Source organism: Rhodopseudomonas telluris (assembly GCF_042432815.1).
Lineage (GTDB): Bacteria > Pseudomonadota > Alphaproteobacteria > Rhizobiales > Xanthobacteraceae > Rhodopseudomonas > Rhodopseudomonas telluris.
Genome location: NZ_JBHLWM010000001.1, coordinates 38,793 through 56,521 on the forward strand (window position 1 = coordinate 38,793; position 17,729 = coordinate 56,521).

The 17,729-nt window shown below is 65.2% G+C and carries 15 protein-coding genes; 2 read left to right on the forward strand and 13 right to left on the reverse strand.

Annotated features, from left to right (window positions below; all coding sequences use genetic code 11):
* Positions 1 to 11 precede the first annotated feature (11 nt).
* Genes anfG through nifH form a run of 3 tightly spaced genes read right to left on the reverse strand, consistent with a single transcriptional unit; the run spans position 12 to position 2,910 of the window.
* Positions 12 to 452 carry a Fe-only nitrogenase subunit delta gene (anfG, locus tag ACFFJ6_RS00210; protein ID WP_378383132.1) on the reverse strand — a complete coding sequence of 147 codons (441 nt, stop codon included), beginning with the start codon at positions 450 to 452 and terminating at the stop codon, positions 12 to 14.
* A 12-nt stretch (positions 453 to 464) separates the two neighbouring features.
* The gene (gene anfD / locus ACFFJ6_RS00215) at positions 465 to 2,033 is read right to left on the reverse strand and encodes a nitrogenase iron-iron protein, alpha chain (RefSeq protein WP_378383134.1); all 1,569 of its coding nucleotides are present in this window, start codon (positions 2,031 to 2,033) and stop codon (positions 465 to 467) included.
* Between the two features lie 49 nt (positions 2,034 to 2,082).
* A complete protein-coding gene (gene nifH, locus ACFFJ6_RS00220) occupies positions 2,083 to 2,910 on the reverse strand; it encodes a nitrogenase iron protein (protein ID WP_378383136.1) in 828 nt (275 codons plus the stop codon).
* Positions 2,911 to 3,592: 682 nt separating this feature from the next.
* Here nifH and ACFFJ6_RS00225 point away from each other — a divergent pair.
* Together ACFFJ6_RS00225 and ACFFJ6_RS00230 are read left to right on the forward strand one after the other, a co-directional pair.
* A complete protein-coding gene (locus tag ACFFJ6_RS00225; protein ID WP_378383138.1) occupies positions 3,593 to 5,224 on the forward strand; it encodes a sigma-54 interaction domain-containing protein in 1,632 nt (543 codons plus the stop codon).
* 106 nt (positions 5,225 to 5,330) lie between these two features.
* On the forward strand, positions 5,331 to 5,780 hold the full coding sequence (locus tag ACFFJ6_RS00230; RefSeq protein WP_378383140.1) for a winged helix-turn-helix domain-containing protein: 450 nt from the start codon (positions 5,331 to 5,333) through the stop codon (positions 5,778 to 5,780).
* On the opposite strand, the gene ACFFJ6_RS00235 is transcribed toward ACFFJ6_RS00230, so the two are convergent.
* From ACFFJ6_RS00235 to fdhD, 10 genes are all read right to left on the reverse strand, one after another.
* Positions 5,774 to 7,162, reverse strand: a complete 1,389-nt coding sequence (locus tag ACFFJ6_RS00235) for a vWA domain-containing protein (protein ID WP_378383142.1) — start codon at positions 7,160 to 7,162, stop codon at positions 5,774 to 5,776. The genes ACFFJ6_RS00230 and ACFFJ6_RS00235 overlap by 7 nt on opposite strands.
* Complete coding sequence (locus ACFFJ6_RS00240) at positions 7,162 to 8,109, reverse strand: AAA family ATPase (RefSeq protein ID WP_378383144.1); 948 nt, start codon at positions 8,107 to 8,109, stop codon at positions 7,162 to 7,164. Before ACFFJ6_RS00240 ends, ACFFJ6_RS00235 begins: the two co-directional genes overlap by 1 nt.
* Positions 8,106 to 9,182: an acyl-CoA dehydrogenase family protein gene (locus ACFFJ6_RS00245; protein WP_378383146.1), complete on the reverse strand. Its 1,077-nt coding sequence runs from the start codon at positions 9,180 to 9,182 to the stop codon at positions 8,106 to 8,108. The genes ACFFJ6_RS00240 and ACFFJ6_RS00245 overlap by 4 nt, the downstream gene beginning before the upstream one ends.
* Positions 9,183 to 9,300: 118 nt before the next feature.
* Positions 9,301 to 10,176, reverse strand: a complete 876-nt coding sequence (locus ACFFJ6_RS00250; RefSeq protein ID WP_378383148.1) for a formate/nitrite transporter family protein — start codon at positions 10,174 to 10,176, stop codon at positions 9,301 to 9,303.
* Between the two features lie 18 nt (positions 10,177 to 10,194).
* Positions 10,195 to 12,297 carry a catalase gene (gene katE, locus ACFFJ6_RS00255; RefSeq protein WP_378383150.1) on the reverse strand — a complete coding sequence of 701 codons (2,103 nt, stop codon included), beginning with the start codon at positions 12,295 to 12,297 and terminating at the stop codon, positions 10,195 to 10,197.
* A gap of 385 nt (positions 12,298 to 12,682) precedes the next feature.
* The gene (locus tag ACFFJ6_RS00260) at positions 12,683 to 13,273 is read right to left on the reverse strand and encodes a c-type cytochrome (protein ID WP_378383151.1); all 591 of its coding nucleotides are present in this window, start codon (positions 13,271 to 13,273) and stop codon (positions 12,683 to 12,685) included.
* Positions 13,274 to 13,443: 170 nt separating this feature from the next.
* Positions 13,444 to 14,697, reverse strand: coding sequence for a PQQ-dependent sugar dehydrogenase (locus ACFFJ6_RS00265; protein WP_378383153.1), 1,254 nt, complete (start codon positions 14,695 to 14,697; stop codon positions 13,444 to 13,446).
* A gap of 293 nt (positions 14,698 to 14,990) precedes the next feature.
* Complete coding sequence (locus tag ACFFJ6_RS00270; protein ID WP_378383155.1) at positions 14,991 to 16,640, reverse strand: OFA family MFS transporter; 1,650 nt, start codon at positions 16,638 to 16,640, stop codon at positions 14,991 to 14,993.
* A gap of 58 nt (positions 16,641 to 16,698) precedes the next feature.
* Positions 16,699 to 16,914: a formate dehydrogenase subunit delta gene (locus ACFFJ6_RS00275; RefSeq protein ID WP_119855226.1), complete on the reverse strand. Its 216-nt coding sequence runs from the start codon at positions 16,912 to 16,914 to the stop codon at positions 16,699 to 16,701.
* Positions 16,904 to 17,728 (reverse strand): formate dehydrogenase accessory sulfurtransferase FdhD, encoded by an 825-nt coding sequence (gene fdhD / locus ACFFJ6_RS00280; RefSeq protein ID WP_378383157.1) that lies wholly within the window; start codon positions 17,726 to 17,728, stop codon positions 16,904 to 16,906. The genes ACFFJ6_RS00275 and fdhD overlap by 11 nt, the downstream gene beginning before the upstream one ends.
* Position 17,729 lies beyond the last annotated feature (1 nt).

Here is a 17,729-nt window from a genome sequence, read left to right on the forward strand (position 1 = left end):
GCGGGGTCCAATCAGTAGTGCTTGTCGGTGAGCTCTTCGTTGAGCGAGCCGGTGACGGTGAGATAGTCGACGCGGGCGTGCAGCTCTTTCATCAGCGCCTTGATGTCGTCCTTGGACATCGAGGCGAGCCACGGACAGGTCGCCTGATAGGCGCGCTGCAGCGTCACCGAATCGACCCAGTAGCAGCGGTCTTCCGGCGTCTGTGGCGTGAACGGTTCGCCGGCGAGCAGCTTGGCGGCGATGCCGAGGATGCCCTCGTTCTGCCGCTTGCGGTCCCACGCCCGCGAGTGGAACTGCCAGAGACAGTTCTTCATGATCCAGTCGACCATCTGGTCGACGCGGGCTTTGGTGACGTCGTCGAGCGCCTCATAGGCGGCGAGCGAGGCGGCCGCCGCTGCGGCGTCGGCGGGGAACGGATGTTCCGAGGCGACTTTGTAGGTGATCTTGGTCATGGGGCTCTCGTCTCACTCGGCCGCTTCGGCTTTGACGATCGGGGTGAAGTAGGGCGCGTTCTTCTTGCGCAGGTCGGAGATGATGTCGTCCTTGCCGGTGTAGCGCCGCAGCGTCTCCGACTTGGCGATCTCCTCCGGCAGCTTCGTGTCCGACAGCATGCGCTGTGTGACGAAGCCGCGATCGGCCGGGATCTCGTCCTTGCTGATGTCCAGCCCGGAGAGCTGGTGCATCGGCGAGTAGATGCCGTTGTAGATGTCGCGGGCGAACCGCACCCAGCCTTCGAAGCCCTTGTAGGGGCCGTTGTGATAAGCGTGGGCGTTGAGGTAGGGGACGCGCACCTTCTTGGCGACTTCGCCGGGACGCTTGCCGGTGAAGATGATGTCCGGCTGCAGCTTCTCTAGCGCCTCGAGGCCTTCGAGTTCGTTGGGATCGTCGATCGCCAGCGCATCCTCGCCGCAGCGCGCGATACCCTTCTCCATGTCGCCCTGGTGGCCGAACTTGGTGTAGACCGAGACGACCTTGACGCCCATCTCCTCTTCGATGGCGTGCGCCCAGTGCCACAGCTTGGAGCCGCCCGGCCACAGGCAGACCTTCTTGCCCTTCAGCCGTTCCTTGTACCAGTCGAGCTCCGGCTTCCAGCGCGCGGTCTCCTCGGCGATGATCGCTTCGGCGCGGTCTTCGATGCCGAAGAACATGCCGATCTTGCGCAGCGACTGCGACAACGGTTCGAAGCCGAAGCCGTCGATGTCGAGTCGCGGAATGCCGTAGCGCACGCGCAGCTCGTTGCAGATGTATTCGGCCGAACGGGCGCATTCGAGCACGTTGAGATGCGCGCGGTGCATCGCCCGGAGGCCGTCATAGGTGCCGTTGCCGGTGAAGGTCGACAGCACCTGGATGCCCATCCGGGTGAAGTAGTCGAGCATCACCTCCTGGTCGCCCTGGATGTTGTATTCGCCCACATAGTTGATGACGTAATCCGACGTGATCTGCGGCTCGACGGTGCCGACCTTGTCGTTGATCCAGGCGATGTTGATCTTGTGGTGGCCGCCGGACTGGCTGGGGCCGCCGAAGCCGGGCGAGTTGCAGGTGAAGATGTCGACGTCCGGCATCTCCTCCATCACCTCGGCGGCGACCGCGTTGATGTCGTCGCCGATCAGCGCGGTGGCGCAGGTCTGGTAGATCGTCATCCGCTTGATGTCGGGGCAGGCCTTGAACGCCTCGACGATATTCTGCTTCAACAGGCCTTCGGCACCGAACACGATGTGCTTCTCGCGGACGTCGGTAGCGAAGGTGTATTTGAGCTGGAAGTTGTTGTTGTCGGAGATGTAGCGCTTGGTCTGCCAGGTGTCGTAGGTGCAGCCGACCGGGCCGTGACTCATGTGAATCACGTCCTTCATCGGCGTGCCGATCACGTGCTTGGCGCCGCAATAGGCGCAGCCGCGCTCCGAGATCGATCCCGGGATGGTGTTGAGATAACCGAGCGGCAGCGCGGTGGCGAGGTTATCGCCGGCGCCCTTGGTGACGGCGTGCTTCTGGCGTTCGGGCAGACATTTCGAACAGTCGAATTCGTGATATGGCATCGTATCGTCCTCGTGCGGGAAGTACGCCGTCAGGCGCGGGGTGCGCAGGTCAGTCCATCAGGCCGTACTTCACGACCATCGCTTCGAGCTGATCCATCGTCAGCGGCTTCGGAATCACGAAGTCCGTGTTGTCGATGATGGCGGCGCCGAGCTGCTTGTACTCATGGGCCTGTTCGGCGGCGGGATCGAATTCGGTGACGGTCTTCTTGTTGAATTCGGCCTTCTGCACGATGTTGTCGCGCGGCACGAAGTGGATCATCTTGGTGCCGATCGCCGCGGTGAACTCTTCGAGGAATTCGCGCTCGCCATCGACCTTGCGGCTGTTGCAGATGATGCCGCCGAGCCGCACGCCGCTCTGCTTGGCGTATTTGACGAGGCCCTTGCAGATGTTGTTAGCCGCGTAGATCGCCATCATCTCGCCGGAGGCGACGATGTAGACTTCCTGCGCCTTGCCGTCGCGGATGGGCATCGCGAAGCCGCCGCACACCACGTCGCCGAGCACGTCGAAGAAGATGAAGTCGAGATCGTCGGTGTAGGCCTTGTTGGCCTCCATCAGATCGATCGCGGTGATGACGCCGCGGCCGGCGCAGCCGACGCCCGGCTCGGGCCCGCCGGATTCGACGCAGCGGATATCCTTGAAGCCGCTCTTCACGACGTTTTCGAGCGTCACCTTCTCGGCGCCGAGCGTGCGCAGCGTGTCCATCACGGTGTCCTGCGGCTTGCCGCCGAGGATCAGGCGCGTCGAGTCCGCCTTGGGATCGCAGCCGTGAATGAAGACGTTCTTGTCGTGATAGAACGCGAGTGCTGCCGCCGTGTTCTGCGTGGTCGTCGACTTGCCGATGCCACCCTTGCCGTAGATCGCCACCTTGCGGGTCATGGTCCGAAGCTCCTGCGATGAATTGACCGGGACGATGAGTGATCCATCGCCTCGGCATCAGGAACAGCAACGACCGTGCCAGAGCCGGCTCGTTGTGATCGGATTCTCGAAACTAACAATTCGGTTCGGAATTACTCCGCGACGACGCGCGAGCGGTCTGCAGAGCATGAAGAGCGAGTGAGCGTCGCGCGGACGTGTGATCGCGCAGGCCGCGAGTGGATTCGTTGACGAATCTCCCTGGCGGTCGCCGGAGATGATAAGTTAGTTCGTCTCCGCGCGAGGGCGCCGGGCGGACGAGAATGTTCGATCGTGTTCGTTCCGGACTGAGAAGCGACGTCGCGGTCACTTCGGGCGACGACGCGCGTCTGCACGCCGAGTGCACGGATCGGTCGTTTTCACCGACCGGAAAAGTTCGTGCGCGTGCGATTTATGATTTCATTCAGAGTATAGCGGTGTCCCGCCTGATGCGACTGCCTTGCAGTTCGGCTGCGATCGGAAAACCGAAGCGCGAAGTGGAGTTGTGCTGGTTGCCCGCGCTGCATACTGCCGAGGTCGGACATCGGACAATGTCGTTTTGTCCGTTTTCGAACAATAACGCTCTTCATAAGAATCAATGAGTTGGCATTTTCCAGTGATGGCCTCGATATTGCTACGTTCCAGCTGTGCAGCCGAGGCGATTGCGATGAGCCGGAACGAAGCGGTCCAAGTCGAGGTCGATGACCTGTCCGAAGAATTCAGCCACTGCTTCACCGGCGAGTGTCGGGTCAACGTGCTGCCGATGCTGTGCCGCGTCAGCAAGATCATCACCGAGTGCGAGGATCTGGCGAAGACGCTGAAGCTGATCCTGTCGATCATGCGAACGCAGCTTCGGGTCCATCGCGGCGTGATCACGCTGTACGATCGGGAGTCGCAGACCATCTTCATCCATCAGAGCTTCGGACTCTCGGAGGATCAGAAGGCGCGCGGCATCTACGCGCCGGGCGAGGGCATCACCGGTCAGGTGGTCGCGTCCGGCAAGACCATCATCGTGCCGCATCTGCGCGACGATGCGCGCTTTCTCGACCGCACGCGTGCGCACAGTGACAGCTCGGCCAACACCGCCTTCGTCTGCGTGCCGATCGTGCACGCCGGCAAGGTGCTCGGCACGATCGGGGCCGAACGCAGCTACCGCAATCGGCGCCTCCTGAAACAGGATGTCGACGTGCTGTCGACGATCTCCTCGATGATCGCCTCGGCGGTCGAGCTGTATCTGTTGGAGAACGTCGACAAGGTCCGGTTGGAGAATGAGAATCTCCGGCTGCAGGGCGAACTGAAGGAGCGCTTCAAGCCGTCCAACATCATCGGCAATTCGAAGCCGATGCAGGCGGTGTACGACCTGATCCAGAAGGTGGCGGCGACCAAGACGACGGTGCTGATCCTCGGCGAGAGTGGCGTCGGCAAGGAACTGGCGGCGAACGCGATCCACTACAACAGCGCCAGCGCCGACGGGCCGTTCGTCAAGTTCAACTGCGCGGCGCTGCCGGAGACCATCGTCGAGAGCGAGCTGTTCGGCCACGAGAAGGGATCGTTCACCGGCGCGGTCGGCATGCGCAAGGGGCGCTTCGAACTGGCCGATGGCGGCACGATCTTTCTCGACGAGGTCGGTGAGCTCAGCTTGTCGATGCAGGCCAAGCTGCTGCGGGTGCTGCAGGAACGCACCTTCGAGCGGGTCGGCGGCGACAAGCCCGTGAAGGTCGATCTGCGGATCATCGCCGCCACCAACCGCGATCTGCTCGACATGGTGTCGAAGGGCACGTTCCGCGAGGATCTGTACTACCGGCTCAACGTGTTCCCGATCACTATGCCGCCGCTGCGCGATCGCGGCAGCGACGTCATCCTGCTGGCGGATCATTTCGTCGCGCGCAGCGCGGTCGCGGCAGGCAAGGAGGTCAAGCGGATCTCGACGCCCGCGCTCAACATGCTGATGGCCTATCACTGGCCCGGCAACGTGCGCGAACTCGAAAACGTCATCGAGCGGTCGGTGATCATGTCGGACGACGGCGTAATCCACGGCTACAACCTGCCGCCGTCGCTGCAAACCTCGGGCGAGACCGGCACCAATTTCGGCTGCAGCCTGGAGGCCAAGGTCGAGGCGGTCGAGTACGAGATGATCATCGACGCGCTGAAGACGCATCACGGCAATACGACCGAGGCGGCCAAGGAGCTCGGGCTGACCCGCCGCGTGCTCGGACTCCGGCTCGACCGCTACGGCATCGATTATCGGATGTATCGGCGCTCCTATCTGGCCAGGCAGGCCGCCCGGGCGAAGCCGTGACGGCGATCCTGTTAGCCGAAATGAGCAGGGACCGGCGACGCGGCGCTGCCGCATCATCTGCTGGCGATGGGATGGACTCGCCGCCGTTGCGGGAGTGGAGGACGCGATGACGGACAAGACCGACCTGAGCCTGCAGCTCCGCATCGTGCCGATCATCGGTCCGGGCAAGGTGCAGCTGCTCGAAGCGATCGAGCGCTTCGGCTCGATCTCCGGTGCGGCGCGCAGCATGGGGATGGCCTATCCCAACGCCTGGAAGCTGATCGACGATCTCAACAGCCATTTCCGCGAGCCGCTGGTCGATCGCATCGTCGGCGGCAAGCGCGGCGGCGGCGCTGCGCTCACCGACAACGGCCGCGCGGTGCTGAGCATCTTCCGGTCGATGCAGGCGAAGGCGCGGATCCTGCTAGCGTCCGATCTGGAAGCGCTCAGCTATCTGCTCGGGCCGAGTACCGCGGAGGCCGGATGTCCGATCGTCGAGCGCGCGCTCGAGCCCGCGGACTGCGGCGGCGATCCGGATGCGGCAGAGCCGGTTCAGCTCCGATCGCGCCGCTACTGATAGGCCGCGACGATGTCGGACACGGCGCGTTCCAGTTGTTTGGCCGTGGCGCATTGCCGGACGACGTTGCAGAACGGGGCGTAGCGCGGCATTTCGGAATCGCCCCAGCCCCAGCCCATGCGGCCTTCGGGATTGAGCCAGACGACGCGCTTGGCGCGGTCGGAGATCTGGCGCAGCAGGTCGGTGCGCGGATCCAGATTGTTGGTGCGGGCATCGCCGAGCACGATCACGGTGGTCTTCGGCGTGACGCTGCGCAGATAGCGCTTTTCGAAATCGGCGAAGGAATTGCCGTAGTCGGACGAGCCGAAGCCGACCTTGGACATGATCTCGCGCATCGCCGTTTCCGGCTCCTGGCGGTCGAGGATGTCGCTGACTTCGATCAGGTGGCCGGAGAACGCGAAGGAGCGGACGTCGTCGACCACTTCGTGCAGGCTGTGGATCAGCAGCAGGAAGAAGTCGGAGACCTGCGCCACCGAGCCCGAGACGTCGCAGATCGCCACGATCTTCGGCCGGTCGCGGTGGCGGCGCTTCCACGCGGTGAGGAACGGCACGCTGCCCCAGGCGGCATTCTTGCGGATGGTGCGGCGGACGTCGAGATGGCCGCGGCGCTGTCGCTTGCGCGGCTTGGAATAGCGCTCGCGCAGCCGCCGCGCGATGGCGCGGATCAGTGCCTTCATCTGCTCGACCTGGCGCCGTTCCAGCCGCGCCAGAGGCGCGTTGCGCAGGATCTCGTTGCGCAAATTCTCGGTCTCTTCGCGGCCGTACAGCACCAGCGCCTGCGACACCATCTCGCGCACGCTGTCGCGAAGTCCGTCGAGCGCCGCGGCGAGCTTCTCGGCTTCGGCCGGATTGGCGCCCTTCAGCGCGTCGAGATCGTCGCGCAGCCGGCCGATGCCGAGCGCGTCCATCATCCGGGTCTGAAACAGGCCGCGCTGGGTGAAGTAACGGATGTTGGACAGCTCGGCCGCGGCGGCGGCGCCGGACAGCGCCGCGGCGACCGCGCTGCGGTCCTGCCCGAGCAGCATCTGCGCCAGCTCGCCGAGCTCCGGCTGCGCCGAGCCGTCGCCGTCGCCCTGGCCGGGCGATCCGGGGGCGCTGTTTTGCGCCTGCGACTCGGAGCCCTCGTTGGACGATGACTCCTCGTTCTCGTCCGGCGGCGGCTTCGGCTCGGGGCGGCTGAAGAACAGATCGAAGCATTCGGCGAGCGCCTGCTTCTCCTCCTGGCTCTTGGCCAGCGTCACCAGCAGCGTGTCGCGTAGCAGGCCGCGATCGGCGAAGCCGACTTGCGTCACCGCGCGCATCGCGTCGATGCTTTCGGCCGGCGAGACGCGCACGCCGGCGCCGCGCGCCGCCCGGAAGAAGCGGTGCAGTTCCTCGCGCATCAGCCGAAGGTGCCGGAACGTCCGGCCTTGGCGACGAAGCCGGCGACCTGCGGAATCGCGGTCTCGATATCGGCTTCGTACTTCAGCAGGACGTTGAGCGTGTCCTTGACGGTTTGATGGTCGAGCTCGGTCGATTGCAGCAGCACCAGCACGCGCGCCCAGTCGATCGTCTCGCTGACCGACGGCAGCTTCTTCAGGTCCAGCGCACGGACCTGGTTGATGAAGCCCACCAGTTGCTTGCGCAGCGTCTCCGAGGCGCCCGGCACACGGCTCTCGACGATCCGCTCTTCGAGCTTCTGCTCCGGAAAGCCGATATGCAGATGCAGGCAGCGCCGCTTCAGCGCGTCCGACAGATCGCGCTCGCCGTTCGAGGTCAGCAGCACCAGCGGCTTGACGGTGGCGCTGATGGTTCCGAGTTCGGGAATCGAGACCTGATAGTCCGACAGGATTTCGAGCAGCAGCGACTCGAACTCGGCGTCCGACTTGTCGATCTCGTCCACCAGCAGCACGCAGCCCTTCGGCTGCTCCAGCGCCTGCAGCAGCGGCCGCGGCTCGACGAATTCCTTGGAGAAGAACACGTCGCCGAAATCATGCAGCTTGTCGAGCGCGGCCGTCAGCGACTGCGCGTCGCCGAGCACTTCGCCGAGCTTGTCCTTGAGGATCTGGGTGTAGAGCAGCTGCTTGGCGTATTTCCATTCGTACAGCGCCTTGGCCTCGTCGAGGCCTTCGTAGCACTGCATCCGGATCATCTTCAGGCCGCGCCAGGCGGCGAGAGATTTGGCGAGTTCGGTCTTGCCGACGCCGGCCGGACCTTCGACCAGGATCGGCTTCTCGATCCGCTCGGCCAGATAGATCGCGGTGGCGATCTGACGGCTGGCGATATAGCCCACCGATGCGAGGCCCGCAGTGACGGCGTCGATGGATTCGATCGGCAGGTCGTTACTCATTCTTGGGGTTCGCTCCAGAGGGATTGGCCGAGGCTGATCTGTCGCTGCTTGCGCGGCTCGCGCGCGACATTCGCCAACACGTCGTAAGCCGCCAGCGCGCGGCTGAGTCGTTCGTCGGCGCGCGCGACGGCGAGATGGGCGCGGATGTCGTCGACGATGCCGGCGGCAAGCGCCCGCACGCCGATCAGCCGCGCCGGGATCGGCGGCGTGCCGTCGTCGAGCGCGGCCACTGCTGCGCGGCTGGTATCAGCGGCGAGCGACACCAGGCCGGCGAGACGGCCGAGCCGCAACGCATGATCCTCATTGAGTTCGATGTGAGAGGCCGCGGCGCGCAGCAGCCAGGCGAGAAAGCCCGCCATGCTGGCGCTGCCGAGCGTGTCCTCGATATCGCGGAACGGCAGCGCCATCGCCGGATAGGCGTCCGGCATATCACCTATCTGTGACGAGGCGGGCACGGTGCAGTTCTCGAGGGCGAGTTCGCAATGCGACGCCGGCTTCAGCACGTCGAGCGACGGCATCGGCGTCATCGTCAGCCCGGCCGTGTCGCGCGGCACCGCGAACAGGCCGTAGCGCTTGCGGCCCTCTTCGGTGCCGGTGATCGCCAGCACCAGGAAGATATCGGCAACCGGTCCGTTGGTGATCCAGGCCTTGCGGCCGTTGATCACCACGTCGTCGCCGTGGCGCTCCGCCTTGGTCTGCAGATGCTTCGGATGCGCGCCGGCGCCGGGCTCGGAGATTGCCACCGCGGCCCAGCAGCCGCCGGCGGCGATCCGCGGCAGCAGGTCGTTGCGCTGCGCCTTGCTGGCAAACTTTCCGATGAAGAAACGCGCGATCAGTTGCCGCCCCGCGAAGGCCGTGGCGAGGCCGAGATCGCCGCTGGCAGCCACGATCGCCTGCTCGGCCTCGGCGATCGCCGCATAGCTGTCGAGCGCGCCGTCGCCGCCGGGCAATCCGATATCGAACAGGCCGGCCGCGCCCAGCGCCTCGAATGGCGCGCGGCTGCGTTCCGCCGCGTCGATCGCGCGCCAGCGGTCGATGCGCTGGCTCACTTGGTCGCTGGTTCGTTGCAGCATGCGTTGATCGCGTCCTCAGGTCCCTGCTGGTTGTCTAGAATAACCGCGCCGAGGCCGCGAGCGGATTTTTTCCATTCCGTCGAGCGGAATGGAGCAACAAAGCGCGATCTGCAGCGGCTCAGTCGATCTCTTTCATCACCTGCGCATACGCCAGCAGCGCAAACAGCGCGGTGCCGCCGACAATGTTGCCGAGCAGCGCAGGCAGCAGGAAGCCCGTCGTCACGTCGAGCGGACCCGCCACGCCGTTCAGCACCAGCATGAACGCCTCCATACTGCCGGCGATGATATGGGCGAAGCCGCCGACCGAGATCAGCCAGGTCATCATCACGATGACACCGAGCTGACCGCTCTCAGCGCTCGGCAGCAGCCACACCATCGTGGCCATCAGAAAACCTGCCACCACGCCCTTGAACAACGTGTCGAGCGCGCCGTGGCTGAGGATGACCCGGCTGATCTCGATCGCCTCGGCTTTCAGTTCCGGCGTCAGCGCCGGCGTCAGGCTGCAGAATGCCGCCGCGAACGAGGTGCCAGCCAGATTGGCGATCAGCACGATCGCCCATAGCCGCGCTGCGCGGCCGACAGTCCCGGCGCTCGGCTCAGCCATCACCGGCAGGATCACCGTGATGGTGTTCTCGGTGAACAGCTGCTGACGCGCCAGCACCACCATGACGAAGCCGACCGAGTAGCCGAAGCTGGTGATCAGCGGACGCCATGGCGCATCGGGAATATAGTGCTGCAGGATCGCCTGCGCGAGCAGCGAGAAGCTGATCGACAGGCCAGCGGCGAGGCCCGACCACCACAGCGAGGTGAGCGGGCGCGCCATCTCTTCTTCGCCGGAGCGCCGGACGATTTCGTAGATCACCGGCGTGCGCGGACTGGAGCGCGCCTCGACGTCTTCGACTTCCCGGTTCGAAATATTCGCCCGCGATGCAGACATCTCTGCATCGCGGGCCTCGGCCGCCTGATCGGCGGCGTGGTCGGGACGGTTGCTCATCGGCCTAGCGGAGCGGGCTTAGACCGCATGGACCTTCGGCTCGCGCTCCCAGAATCGGAGTTGCGTGCACAGTTCGAGGAAGCGTTCGGCGTCCTTGGCGCCGCCAAGGCTCATCACGCCGCCATCGGGTTCGACGCCGGCCTTCTCCAGCAGCGGCGCCGCCTCTTTGGTCGTGGCGATGAACTTGGCATGCGCGAACGCATCGGCGACGAAGTCGCGCGCAGTGGCTTCCTGCTGCAATTGCAGCGCGCCTTCTTCCGACAGCAGGATCGCGACGGCGTCGTACAGCACCGAGGGGCCGCCATTCACCTTCTGCTTCGCGGGCCTCAGCTTGCCGTCGGAGGCGGTGAAGCCACCGACCTTCGGGGCGATCAGTTCGACCAGCGCGCCGTGTTGCTTGGCCGCCGTTTCGAGCGCCGCGAGCAGTTTGGCGTCGGCGCCGTCGCTGACCAGAATGCCGAGCTTGCGGCCCTTGAAGCTGTCCGGGGCATTCTTGATGATGCTGAGCGCGGGCGACGGCGGCAGGTCGGTGATGATCTTGCGGGCCGGCTCGGCAGCCGCCGGCAGCTTCATGCCGAGACCATCGGCCACCAACTCGGCGAGCGCCTTGTCGACATTGACCAGATGCGACACCACGCGAGCGCGGATCGTCGGGGTTTCGACCTTGCTGAGCTCGAACACGAACGCGTCCTTGATGTGGGTCTGCTCGGTCTCGCTCTGGCTGACGTAGAACTGTCGGGCCTGGCTGTAGTGATCGGCGAACAATTCGCCGCGCGCGCGGCGCCGCTCGCCGGGCTCCTCGGCCGGGAAGCTGCGGAAGCCTTTCGGCGTCTCGCGCGGACCGCCATCGACGGCCCAGGAGTTGGGCTCGTAATTGACGCGGCCGCGCAGATTGTTCAGCGTCATGTGCCCGTCCTGCTGCAGCGTGTGGAACGGGCATTTCGGCGCGTTGATCGGCAGGTCGTTGAAGTTCGGGCTGCCGAGCCGCTTCAGCTGGGTGTCGAGATAGGAGAAGTTGCGGCCCTGCAGCAGCGGATCGTTGGTGAAGTCGATGCCCGGGACGATGTTGCCGGTCTGGAACGCGACCTGCTCGGTCTCGGCGAAGAAGTTGTCCACCGTGCGGTCGAGCACCAGCCGGCCGACAATGCGGATCGGCACGCGTTCTTCAGGAATGATCTTGGTGGCGTCCAGGATGTCGAATTCGAATTCGTCCGCGAAGGCGTCGTCGAACAGCTGCAGGCCGAGCTCCCATTCCGGATAGTCGCCGGCCTGGATCGCATCCCACATGTCGCGGCGATGGAAATCCGGATCGGCGCCGTTGAGCTTGACGGCCTCGTTCCACACCACTGACTGCATGCCGAGCTTCGGCTTCCAGTGGAATTTGACGTAGGTCGATTTGCCCTCGGCATTGATCAGCCGGAAGGTGTGGACGCCGAAGCCCTCCATGAAGCGCAGCGAGCGCGGGATGGTGCGATCGGACATGATCCACAGCGCCATGTTGATCGATTCCGGCATCAGCGAGATGAAGTCCCAGAAATTGTCATGCGCGGTCTGCGCCTGCGGAAAGCCGCGGTCCGGCTCCTGCTTGGCGGCGTGGATCAGGTCGGGAAACTTGATGGCGTCCTGGATGAAGAACACCGGGATGTTGTTGCCGACCAGATCCCAGTTGCCCTGCTTGGTGTAAAATTTCACCGCGAAACCGCGGACGTCACGCGCCAGATCGGGCGAGCCCTTGTTGCCGGCGACGGTAGAGAAGCGCGCGAACACCGGCGTCTTCTCGCCGGAGCGCTGGAACAGATCGGCCGCGGTGACATCCGCCAGTGACTCGTAGGCCTCGAAGAAGCCGTGGGCGCCGAAGCCGCGGGCATGCACGACCCGCTCGGGAATCCGCTCGTGGTCGAAGTGAAAGATCTTCTCGCGGAAGTGAAAGTCTTCCATCAGCGTCGGACCGCGAGCGCCGATCTTCAGGCTGTTCTGATCGTCGCTGACCGGCACGCCCTGCCGCGTCGTCAGCACCGGGTTGTCCTTGCCGGCGACCTGATGCGTCTCGCCGCCGGGACCGCGATGGATCGAGGCGTCGGCCAGCTTTGCGGATTTCAATTCGGGATGCTTGTCGGCCATGGGGAACCTCGTGCGCAGGGGGATAAACAATGGCGAGCGTCCGCGCGGCGATCGACGCCGTCGCCGCCGTGAGCCGATCCAACCGATGCGCGAGACTCGTCCGCCGCCGTGATGACGGCGGGGCCGCGGTTTGGTTCCTACTGAGATAAGATCGGGGCTGGGAAATGCCGCGCTCAAGCGGTCGATCGATGCATGGCCCGAAAAGACCTATCCATGAGCACTGACTCCTCATCCTGAGGAGCCCGGCGTTAGCCGGGCGTCTCGAAGGATGAGGGGCCACGCGCCTTGCGGCCCATGGTTCGAGACGGCGCTGCGCGCCTCCTCACCATGAGGCTGTGCCTGCTGCGGGCGCCCCGGCGACTGTATTGGATCCGGCCGAAGCCAGCTAATTCAAATGCGCCAGATAATGCGCCAGCGCGTAGATCTCTTCCTCGCTGAGCGGATAGGCGACGTCGGCCATGGCGGCCATCGAGCCGCCGGAGCGCTGGCCGGATTTGAACTCGTTGAGCGCCTTGATCAGATATTCCTCGCGCTGGCCGGCGAGCCGCGCGGTGCCCTTGATGCCGGCGTAATTGTCGGTGTGGCAGGAGGCGCAGCGCCGACCGACGGCGGCTTCGGCGCCCTTGCGCGACAGCTCTGGATTTTCATCGGGCTTGGGGTTTTTCATCGGCTGCAGCGACGCGTAGTAGGCGCCGAGATTGCGGATGTCCTCGTTGCTGAGATCTTCGACCACCGACGTCATGTTGGCGTTCTGCCGCGTGCCGGCGCGGAAGAACACAAGCTGCCACTGGATGTAGAGGTCGGGCTGACCGGCGAGCGACGGGGTGTACTCCATCTGCGAGTTGCCGTCGGCGCCGTGGCAGAAGCCGCAGATGACGGCTTTCTGCCGGCCGGCCTCGATGTCGCCGGCGAGGAGCGGTGTGGCGAGCAGTGCGAAGCCGAGGGTCAGCGACAACGTCGGAAGTAGGCGAGGCATGCGTGGTCTCTCTGTTGGCTCAGAGGGTGGGGTTGGGGAACGTCTTGGCGTGATCCGGGCCGGCGCCGCCGGTGCGACACGCAAGATCCAATCATCCTGGCGAGAACCGGAGTCCAGGCGCGCCCGCTCGCGCGAGCCGCCCGGATTGACGAGGGTGGGCTGCCGTCAGCCTACTTGCCGTAGCTGATGCGATAGATCGCGCCGGCCCAGTCGTCGGCGATCAGCATCGAGCCGTCCTTGGCCAGCACGATGTCGGCGGGGCGGCCGAGATAGCCCTGGTCACCTTCGATGAAGCCGGTGGCGAAGTCTTCCTGCTTGGCGTTCTTGCCATCCGGATCGACGGTCACCCGCTTGATCAGCGCGCCCTGGTACTTGTGTCGGTTCCACGAGCCGTGTTCGGCGATGAAGATGTTGTTCTTGTATTCGGCGGGGAATTGATCGCCGGTGTAGAACTTCATCCCGAGCGGCGCGACGTGGGCGCCGAGATTGAGCACCGGCGGGGTGAATTCCGAGCACTGGTGGCCCATCGCGAATTTCGGATCCGGCATGTCGCCCTGGTGGCAATGCGGATAGCCGAAATGCTCGCCGAGCCTGGTGATCATGTTGAGCTTGTCGCTCGGCATGTCGTCACTGATCCAGTCGCGGGCGTTCTCGGTGAACCAGTATTTGCCGGTGCGCGGATCGACGTCGCCGCCGACCGAGTTGCGCACGCCGAGCGCGACGATCTCGGCATTGCCGGTCTTCGGATCGACGCGGCGGATCTGCGACAGCGAGGTCGGCGGGATGCCGATGTTGAAGGGCGGGCCGAACGGGATGTAGAACCAGCCGTCCTTGTCGGCGACCAGATACTTCCAGCCGTGCGCCACATAGGACGGCATGTCGTCATACACGACCTTGCCCTGGCCGAGATTGTCGAGATTGGCCTCGGCGTTGTCGTAGCGGATCAGCTTGTCGATATCGACCACGTAGAGCGCGCCGTTCTGGAACGCCAGCCCGGTCGGCATCTTCAGGCCCTTCAGCACGGTCTTGACCTGCTTCTTGCCGTCCTTGTCGGTGATCGCATAGACGTTGCCGAGCCCGAACGAGCCGACGAACAACGTGCCGTTGTCGCCCCAGGCCATCTGCCGTGCCGCGAGCACGCCGGAGGCATAGACCTCGATCTTGAAGCCGGGCGGCAGCTTGATCTTCTTGAGCGTGGCGGCGAGTTCGGCGTCGGACGCGCCGGTCGGCGGACCGGACGGCGGGGCGAGGCCCTTCTGCGCCTCGGTTTCGTCGCCGAGGAACCAGTCGGGCGGCGGATTGGTCCAGAATTCCTTGGTGCCGGATTCGTACTTCTTGAGCCCCTGCGCGCCGGCCTGTTGCACCGCCCCGATCGCCAGGACGGCCGCGCACGCAACAACGGATCGTGTGAAGATCGACTTCATCGCGTTCACTCCCTCGCCACGGCCATCGTTGCAGCCGCTGTGTTGTTTTGCGACGTCTGGTGCGTCGTCAGCGGCGTTCGTGCGCCGGCCACGAAGGCTAGCATAACCGCGGCGGGAGAGAAGATGATTGATGATGAATCGCAACAGGCGCGGACTAATAAGTTCGCTGCGCTGCAATCGATGCACTGCAGTGCGTCGCAGAATGTGACAGGCGCGAATTTATTTGTGCGACACGCTGTGGTCGAAAGCAAAAGGCGGCGCGATGGCGCCGCCTTTCTTGATCAGTCCGAAGATCAGAAGATCTTCGCGGCGTTCTGCAGCGTGATCCACACACCCCAGGCGAGCGGGATGCCGACAAAGGCCCAGAAGGCGGCGGCGCGGGCGTCGAGGCCACCCTTGCCGATGCCGTAGGAGCCGCCGCCGGAGGTCGCGGCGACGCCCTTGGCCTGCAGCGCCGCGACTTCCTCCGGCTTCATGAACCACTTGTCCGCGAGCGGCCGCACCAGTGCGTTGCAGATCAGGCCGAGCACCAGCATGCCGGCCAGGATGTACATGGTGAAGTCGTACACCTGCGCGCGCGGCACGCCGGCGGCGATCTGCGCCTCGCGGATGTAGTTCACCACCACCGGGCCGATGATGCCGGCGGTCGCCCAGGCGGTCAGCAGCCGGCCGTGGATGGCGCCGACGAACTGCGTGCCGAAGATGTCGGCGAGATACGCCGGCACCGTGGCGAAGCCGCCGCCATACATCGACAGGATGATGCCGAAGGCGAGCACGAACATCACCTTGCTACCCATCGCCGCCAGCGTCGGCACCAGCGCGTAGAGCACGATGCCGAGGATGAAGAACACGTAGTAGGTGTTCTTGCGGCCGATCTTGTCCGACAGCGACGCCCAGAAGAACCGGCCGGCGATGTTGAACAGCGACAGCAGCCCCGCGAAGCCGGCGGCGATGCCGGCGATCAGCGTCTTCTGCTCGGCCGAGAGCTGGTTGAACGACAGGTCAGGCAGGCCGATCAGCTTGCCGCTGAAGATTTCCTGCAGCATCGGCGACGCCATGCCGATGACGCCGATGCCGGCCGAGACGTTGAGGCACAGCACCGCCCAGATCAGCCAGAACTGCTTGGTCTTGTGCGCGTCCTTGAGGTGAACGTGGTGCGCGGTGATCATGGTGTTGGCCTGCGCCGGCGGCGTCCAGCCGTCGGGCCGCCAGTTCGGCGGGGTGATGCGGTAGGCGAAGGCGCCGATCGTCATGAACACGAAGTAGATCAGCCCCATCACCAGGAAGGTCTGCCAGACGCCGACGTCGGTCGGGGTCTTGAAGTAGTTCATCAGCATGTTGGCCAGCGGTGCGCCGATCATCGCGCCGCCGCCGAAGCCCATGATGGCCATGCCGGTCGCCATGCCGCGGCGGTCCGGGAACCACTTCACAAGCGTCGACACCGGCGAGATGTAGCCGAGCCCGAGGCCGATGCCGCCGATCACGCCGGAGCCCAGCCACAGCAGCCACAGTTGATGCGTGTAGATGCCGATGGCGCCGAGGACGAGACCGCCCGACCAGCACACGGCCGAGACGAAGCCGGCCTTGCGCGGTCCCACGCGCTCGAGCCAGCCGCCCCAGATCGCCGCCGAGGCGCCGAGCAGCACGAAGAACAGCGTGTACATCCAGCCCATGCTGGCGACGCGCCAGTCGCAGGTGGTGGTGAACAGCTCCTGGAAGATCGTCATGTCGCCGCAGACTTTCGGCGCGGACAGGCCGACGGCGCGCGACAGCGGCAGCCAGAACACGCTGAAGCCGTAGGCCATGCCGATGCACAGATGGATGCACAGCGCGGCCGGCGGCACCAGCCAGCGATTGAAGCCGGCGGACGCGATGATGCGTTCGCGATCGAGAATGCCCGGCCGTACGCCGGACAGCCGTCCGGCTCCTTCCAAGGTTGCCATGTTGTTTCCTTCCCCTTTGAGCGCCCGATTCTTCGGGCTGCAAATATCTCCGGCCTTGCTACTTGGCCGGCCGTAGCGCCTCCACCGCAGCCCGCACCTCGGGCTCCAGACCCTCGCCGCCCGCGTCGAGATGCGCGATGATCGCGCTGCGCATCCGCGGCTCCCAGAATTTCTTCAGATGTTCGGCAATGCCCGGCACCGCCTTGTCGGCGCCCTGGCTGCGAAAGAACGCGCCGATCTGATTGGCCATGTAGACGAGCCGGTCAGGCGACATCGGCGGCTCCCTTGCTGTGGGTGTCGATCCGGTGCGGATGCGTGAAGATCTCGAAGCCGTCGGAGCGTGCGATCGCCGCCAGCGTGATGCCGGCGGCCTCGGCCATCCGCACCGCCAGCGCGGTCGGCGCCGACACGGCGACCAGCACAGTCGCGCCGATCGCCGCGGTCTTCTGCACCATCTCCACCGAGACGCGGCTGGTCAGCAGCACCAGGCCGTCCGTCGTGTCGATCTGCTGCCGCGCGAGCGCGCCGGCGAGCTTGTCGAGCGCGTTGTGGCGGCCGACGTCTTCGCGCAGCGCCACCACGCCGCGCGTCGGCGTGCTGTAGGCCGCGGCGTGCACGGCACGGGTCTCGACGTTCAGCTTCTGCAGCGGCGGCATCGCATCGATCGCCGCGATGATCTGCTGCGGCGTGAATGTGCGGCCCTTGCCCACGATCGCAACTGGCCGCACCGCCTCGGCAATCGAATCGACGCCGCATAGGCCGCAACCGGTCGGGCCGGCGATATGCCGGCGGCGTTGCTGCAGTCGCTCGGCAACGGCGCCGTCCAGCCACATCCGCAGTTCGACGCCGTCGTCGTGCGGCACGATCTCGAAGCTGTCGATCTGCGAGGCCGCCGTGACCACGCCTTCGCTCAAGCTGAAGCCGATCGCGAAATCCTCGAGGTCGGCCGGCGTCGCCATCATCACCGCCTGGGTCGAGCCATTGTAGCTGATCGCGACCGGCACCTCTTCGGGGATGGCGCGGGCGCCGTCCTGCATCCGGCCGTTGCGCCAGACCTTGGTGGCGGCGGTGTGGACCGTCGGCTTCATC

Bases quoted from the DNA above. Each gene is read 5' to 3' on its own strand.
- ACFFJ6_RS00270 (WP_378383155.1), bottom strand. From the start codon at position 16,640: ATGGCAACCTTGGAAGGAGCCGGACGGCTGTCCGGCGTACGGCCGGGC.
- ACFFJ6_RS00230 (WP_378383140.1), top strand. From the start codon at position 5,331: ATGACGGACAAGACCGACCTGAGCCTGCAGCTCCGCATCGTGCCGATC.
- ACFFJ6_RS00240 (WP_378383144.1), bottom strand. From the start codon at position 8,109: ATGAGTAACGACCTGCCGATCGAATCCATCGACGCCGTCACTGCGGGC.
- nifH (WP_378383136.1), bottom strand. From the start codon at position 2,910: ATGACCCGCAAGGTGGCGATCTACGGCAAGGGTGGCATCGGCAAGTCG.
- fdhD (WP_378383157.1), bottom strand. From the start codon at position 17,728: ATGAAGCCGACGGTCCACACCGCCGCCACCAAGGTCTGGCGCAACGGC.
- ACFFJ6_RS00260 (WP_378383151.1), bottom strand. From the start codon at position 13,273: ATGCCTCGCCTACTTCCGACGTTGTCGCTGACCCTCGGCTTCGCACTG.
- anfD (WP_378383134.1), bottom strand. From the start codon at position 2,033: ATGCCATATCACGAATTCGACTGTTCGAAATGTCTGCCCGAACGCCAG.
- ACFFJ6_RS00265 (WP_378383153.1), bottom strand. From the start codon at position 14,697: ATGAAGTCGATCTTCACACGATCCGTTGTTGCGTGCGCGGCCGTCCTG.
- ACFFJ6_RS00235 (WP_378383142.1), bottom strand. From the start codon at position 7,162: ATGCGCGAGGAACTGCACCGCTTCTTCCGGGCGGCGCGCGGCGCCGGC.
- anfG (WP_378383132.1), bottom strand. From the start codon at position 452: ATGACCAAGATCACCTACAAAGTCGCCTCGGAACATCCGTTCCCCGCC.
- ACFFJ6_RS00245 (WP_378383146.1), bottom strand. From the start codon at position 9,182: ATGCTGCAACGAACCAGCGACCAAGTGAGCCAGCGCATCGACCGCTGG.
- katE (WP_378383150.1), bottom strand. From the start codon at position 12,297: ATGGCCGACAAGCATCCCGAATTGAAATCCGCAAAGCTGGCCGACGCC.
- ACFFJ6_RS00225 (WP_378383138.1), top strand. From the start codon at position 3,593: ATGAGCCGGAACGAAGCGGTCCAAGTCGAGGTCGATGACCTGTCCGAA.
- ACFFJ6_RS00275 (WP_119855226.1), bottom strand. From the start codon at position 16,914: ATGTCGCCTGACCGGCTCGTCTACATGGCCAATCAGATCGGCGCGTTC.
- ACFFJ6_RS00250 (WP_378383148.1), bottom strand. From the start codon at position 10,176: ATGAGCAACCGTCCCGACCACGCCGCCGATCAGGCGGCCGAGGCCCGC.